8 protein-coding genes and 1 pseudogene are annotated in these 5,213 nt (G+C 33.5%); 8 read left to right on the forward strand and 1 reads right to left on the reverse strand.

The features are described 5' to 3' along the window. Nucleotides 1–169 precede the first annotated feature (169 nt). The gene (locus KI369_RS27165) at nucleotides 170–1,231 is read left to right on the forward strand and encodes an oxidoreductase (RefSeq protein ID WP_212958684.1); all 1,062 of its coding nucleotides are present in this window, start codon (nucleotides 170–172) and stop codon (nucleotides 1,229–1,231) included. A gap of 31 nt (nucleotides 1,232–1,262) precedes the next feature. Then, nucleotides 1,263–2,000, forward strand: a complete 738-nt coding sequence (locus KI369_RS27170) for a GntR family transcriptional regulator (RefSeq protein ID WP_212958686.1) — start codon at nucleotides 1,263–1,265, stop codon at nucleotides 1,998–2,000. Between the two features lie 64 nt (nucleotides 2,001–2,064). Here the strand turns inward: KI369_RS27170 and KI369_RS27175 are convergent, their stop codons facing one another. Further along, nucleotides 2,065–2,409 (reverse strand): winged helix-turn-helix transcriptional regulator, encoded by a 345-nt coding sequence (locus KI369_RS27175; RefSeq protein ID WP_212958688.1) that lies wholly within the window; start codon nucleotides 2,407–2,409, stop codon nucleotides 2,065–2,067. 564 nt (nucleotides 2,410–2,973) lie between these two features. Between KI369_RS27175 and spxA the strand changes: the two genes are divergently transcribed. The 6 genes and pseudogenes from spxA to KI369_RS29960 form a co-directional block, all read left to right on the forward strand. Continuing rightward, entirely contained in the window at nucleotides 2,974–3,369 is a 396-nt protein-coding gene (gene spxA, locus KI369_RS27180) for a transcriptional regulator SpxA (protein ID WP_212958689.1), read from the forward strand. Between the two features lie 47 nt (nucleotides 3,370–3,416). Beyond that, nucleotides 3,417–3,551 (forward strand): BA3454 family stress response protein, encoded by a 135-nt coding sequence (locus KI369_RS27185; RefSeq protein ID WP_212958691.1) that lies wholly within the window; start codon nucleotides 3,417–3,419, stop codon nucleotides 3,549–3,551. 109 nt (nucleotides 3,552–3,660) lie between these two features. Further along, nucleotides 3,661–3,795 carry a BA3454 family stress response protein gene (locus KI369_RS27190; RefSeq protein WP_000573529.1) on the forward strand — a complete coding sequence of 45 codons (135 nt, stop codon included), beginning with the start codon at nucleotides 3,661–3,663 and terminating at the stop codon, nucleotides 3,793–3,795. Nucleotides 3,796–3,958: 163 nt separating this feature from the next. Then, nucleotides 3,959–4,372, forward strand: coding sequence for an Rrf2-family transcriptional regulator SaiR (saiR, locus tag KI369_RS27195; protein WP_212958693.1), 414 nt, complete (start codon nucleotides 3,959–3,961; stop codon nucleotides 4,370–4,372). Nucleotides 4,373–4,496: 124 nt separating this feature from the next. Next, nucleotides 4,497–4,832, forward strand: coding sequence for an IDEAL domain-containing protein (locus KI369_RS27200; protein WP_212958695.1), 336 nt, complete (start codon nucleotides 4,497–4,499; stop codon nucleotides 4,830–4,832). After that, nucleotides 4,831–4,950 (forward strand): annotated as a pseudogene (locus tag KI369_RS29960) (DUF3888 domain-containing protein); the annotation flags it as partial. The gene KI369_RS27200 and the pseudogene KI369_RS29960, both read left to right, overlap by 2 nt. Nucleotides 4,951–5,213: the final 263 nt, after the last annotated feature.

Here is a 5,213-nt window from a genome sequence, read left to right on the forward strand (position 1 = left end):
TTTATAAATCCATAACTTGAAATAAAAAGTCGGGGTGAAAATCGGAATGATTTGTATCCCGACTTTTTTATTTGTTATATATATTTAAAATCAAAACTATATACTTTTAATGATAAAAATATATAATAAAAATAGAAACAAAATTTTATGAGCAAGGAAGTTGAAGAATATGACATTAACAATGGGCTTTATTGGATTTGGAAAATCAGCTAACCGCTATCACCTACCTTATGTAAATACACGTGAAAATATAAAAGTAAAAACAATTTTTGGTCGTCAAATTAGTGAAGAATTAGCGGCTCCATATAAGAGTAAAGGTGTTTGTTTCACTACTGATTTGGACGAATTGTTGAATGACAAAGAAATTCAAGTAGTGACAATCTGTACGCCAGCACATACGCACTATGAATTGGCGAAACAAGTTATACTTGCTGGGAAATCAGTTATCGTTGAAAAACCATTTTGCGATACAGTAGAACATGCGAAAGAATTATTAGCTTTAGGACGAGAGAAAGGTGTAGTAGTTATGCCTTATCAAAACCGTCGTTTTGATGGTGATTTCTTAGCAGTTAAGCAAGTTGTGGAACAAGGATTCCTTGGTGATATTGTTGAGGTTGAATCACATATTGATTATTTCCGTCCAGGTTCAATCAATCACGAAGGTTCAAAAGAAGAAGGTTCATTTTACAGTTTAGGTATTCATACGATGGACCGTATGATTTCATTGTTTGGCCGTCCAGATACGGTGACATACGATATTCGTAATAATGAAGTGGAAAGTGCGGTTGATAATTATTTCGATGTTGGTCTACATTACGGAAATCAGCTGAAAATTAAACTGAAAACGAACCATGTTGTAGCGAAAGATTATCCACGATTTATCGTTCATGGAACAAATGGATCGTTTATTAAATATGGTGAAGATCAGCAAGAAAATGACTTGAAAGCGGGTATTATGCCTGAGAGTGCAGGATTTGGTGAAGATTCGCCGATGTACTATGGAATTGCTAAATATCGAAATGCAAACGGTGATTGGATTGAAAAACAAATTAAAACGCCGCTTGGCGATTACGGTCGTTTCTATGATGCAGCGTATGAAACAATCGTAAATAGTGCACCAAAGCTTGTGCAAGACGAAGAAGCGGTAACGAATATTGAAATCTTGGAAAACGGATTTGCTGCCCCATCACCTTCAGTTTACAAACTTGAGGCTTTAAATTTGAATGAATAGAAGGTAGGTAAGCATAAAAGGAGGTAGGGAAGTGGCAAGTGGATCAACGCAAGTAAAATACCTCGGCATTTATCAAAAAATTAAACAGCAAATTTTAGACGCTGAATATAAAATTAATGAAAAAATCCCAAGTAGTCCTGTCCTTGCTGAAGAATTTGGCGTTTCAGTTCTTACTATTAAAAAGGCGCTAGATTTGCTAGTTAGAGACGGCTACATTATCCGCCGGCGCGGAAGTGGAACAGTCGTTCAAGATTGGCATCAGCAGGAAAAGGCACGAATGATTCAAACTTTAACAGGTACGAAAGCTGTTTATGGCAGCGAGGTAAAAAGTAAAATTATCGAGTTTACGATTGTCGGAGCCGATGAAATCATTGCTGAAAAATTAGGGATTTCAGTGGGTGATTTTGTATATAAAATCATTCGTCTCCGCATCATTCACAGTATTCCGACGATTATGGAGCATACATGGATGCCTATTTCGGTCATCCCAGGTGTTGAGCTTTCTGTTTTAGGGGAATCGATCTACTCGCACATTCAAAATAAACTTGGACTTGAAGTAGGAACATCCGTTGTTAGGGTCAAAGGGGTTCGCCCAGATGATAATGAAAAGCAGTTTATGAACTTAACAAATCAAGATTTTCTAATGAGAGTTGAACAAGTAGCCTACTTAACGGATGGACGCACTTTTGAGTACTCTTACGCCGATCATTTGCCGGAAACCTTTGAATTCGAAACAGTCATTACCGCAAAGAGTTATAAAGAGGTATAAAAAATAGGTTGGGGCAAGTATTGCTTCAACCTATTTTCTGACTTCAATATAGTAGGAACAGCTATTATTCATCGGCTGTTATAAGCATGGACGTATTTCCGTTTTTTTCAAGATGAACCTCTCCCCAAGTGCAGAGGGAATCGAGTATGGCTCCTAAAGACGAACCGTAACCTGTTAAAGAATACTCTACTTTCGGTGGTACTTGGTCATACACTTTTCTTTGGATTACATCGTCGTCTTCTAGTTCACGTAATTGTTGTGTTAACATTTTTTGTGTAATACCAGGCATTAAACGTTTTAATTCGCTCGTTCTTTTTGTTCCTTTCTTCAAATGGCAAAGGATAACAACCTTCCACTTTCCGCCAATAACTTCCAAAGTCGCTTCTACAGGAATATTGTATGTCTTCATAAAAAACTCCTTTGATGAATTCAGATTACAGTTTAGAGCCTACATACGCTTTAATACTAAAATGATTTCTTTTTGGTGCCTATAACACTTTAAAGTGCGTACTATTTATTGTGCGAAATATTGTTCATAATAACCAATGTAAGAAAGAAGTAAGCAGAACTGCACTAGAAAGTGTATATGTTACTTTTTAGTACCTATAACACTTTAAAGTACGTACTTTTTATTATGCTAAATATCGTTCATAATAACACATGTAAGTAAGGAATGAATAAAATGTACTTTGAAGTGCATTTGGAATTGGTCAGCATAACACTATGGGGACATTCACAAAAAATGATTAATTAATCCAAGACTTAACAGTTGATTAATTGAACTGTAAAGTTTAAAATTACAGTAAGATTTTTAAAAGTGAGTTGTTATCGTTTGTAAAATGTAGCATGAAACATTGCTGAATAACTAATATTACGTGAATTTGATTCTAAACTGTAATTTTTTTTAATACATTTAAATGACCGATATTTAAAATAGAAGTTTCATAAAGAACATGAAAGGAGTGAGTGAAATATGGTGGTTTTATATACAACAGCAAGCTGTGGTTCATGCCGAAAAGCGCAAGCATGGCTGGAGGAGAATCAAATTGATTATACTGAAAAAAATATCGTATCCAATTCTATGACAGTGGATGAACTTAAATCCATTCTTCGTTTAACGGAAGAGGGTGCTACTGAAATAATTTCAACTAGATCCAAAACTTTTCAAGACTTAAATATAAATATCGATGAGCTTTCGCTGAATGAATTTTATAAATTAATCATTGAGCATCCGCTAATGCTGCGTCGTCCAATTATGCTGGACGAGAAAAGATTACAGATTGGTTTTAATGATGAAGAAATTCGCAAGTTTTTACCACGTAGCGTTCGAACATTTTTGAATATTGAACTACAAAAGCTGGCTAATTAATAAGTAATATTTTTAAGGGAAGTTTTTTTGAAAGGAGGAAACAGAAGGTGATAGAAGTATGCGTTACAGTTAATTATAAAGATAGAAACTATCAAACAAATGTTATTGTAAGTAAAGATACGATATGGACAAAAATTAAACAATTGGCAGAAGAACAAGTCAAAAAACAGTGGGGCTTTTAAATTGAATTATTTAAAAAGTGAAGTTACAAGTTAGAGGATTTAACTAAATCTAAGACTTTTCAGGACTTAAATATAGATAAGAAATTTGTTTGAAAGGAGGAAACAGAAGGTGATAGAAGTATGCGTTACAGTCAATTATAACGATAGAAATTATCAAACAAATGTTATTGTGAATAAAGATACGATATGGACAAAAATTAAACAGTTGGCAGAAGAACAAGTGAAGAAACAATGGAGTCTTTAAATGTATTTTTAACTTAAAAAGCTAAATGAATTTATGGAATCTATTTCTTTATGCTAAGAGTGGTTCTTATATATTTTAACGTTCAACTAACCTATCTGTAATGTTTATGGCTACAGTATGTTAATATAGGAGAAACAATAGTTTTGATCGTAGGAGGAAAACAATGAACAGCGACTTTACCTTGGCCATACACAGTTTAACTTATTTAGCTTTACAGCCAGACCGGATGTCAACAAGTAATGCGATTTCAGAAAGTGCAGGTGTTCACCCAGTACGCATTCGCAAAGTGCTAAGTTTGTTAAAAAAACATAAGTTTATACAATCAAAAGAGGGGACCGGTGGAGGGTTTATTTTCGCTCGGGATTTAGATGAAGTTAATCTATGGCATATTTATCAAATAACCTCTGAAGGTGCGTTGCAACCTAAGTGTCCTGAATCAAATGATCAGTGTATTGTAGGTTTGAATATGCAAAAAGTCCTGTTCACTATTTTCTTAGGGGCGGAAGAACATCTAGGTGAATATTTAAAGAACTATACAATGAAAGAAGTTGTGGATCTTATCAATCAAGAACGTTAAGCGGCTTAATTGTTATATAGAGCCGTAAGTTCTTACTATTTAAATGTAATGGAAAATATTACAGTTTGATTTTGTTTTTATTTTTTTATCACCACAAAAAATATTTATAAGAAGGTGAAAAAGTATGATGTCAAATAATAATCAAGTATTAAAAGTAGGAGATTGGGTTCGTGGAATATCAAATGAGGGTGAATTCATAGTTGGTTACATTGTATCACTTGATGAAGTGGAAGGTGTAGTCACAGTTAGTATTGTGAAACGTGACGACAAGTACACAATGAACGAAGCTATTTTACTCTTTAGTAAACATGTTAACAAACTCCCTGAATCAAAGGTAATAAATAAGGAGCAAATCCTTTATCTTATAGACCTTGCATTAGTAACAGGGGATGAAGAATGGTTTATCGAGCTTTCTTCAAAATTAAACTCGATAAAAGAGCTAGTTAGTGAGAGGTTTTAACGTATTATATGGAGAGGACACCATTACTTTTCGTATAAAAGGAAATGAAATACAACCAATTCAATACAAACATAGAAATATCCCTGAAGAAGAGTTGAAAAAACTAAACTTAAGATGACATTGAAGTGATTTGTTTGCTCACTCCTAATAATAATAATAATGATGTAAATAAGCTGTCCATATGGGCCAGCTTATTTTTTCATTTAGCAAAATGTTAGAGGTTCTCTCGTTGCCATCAAGTTGAAAATGTATATGAATGCAATGTCTATAATATATATCCTAAAATTGGTTTGTGTATTTAAAAAGATATTTCTTTTTAACCACGTTAATTATTTATTAGAATATCTTTTTTAGTTTGAAATAAAATTTTTCGATAAAGAA

Source organism: Bacillus sanguinis, from assembly GCF_018332475.1.
Taxonomy (GTDB): Bacteria; Bacillota; Bacilli; order Bacillales; family Bacillaceae_G; genus Bacillus_A; species Bacillus_A sanguinis.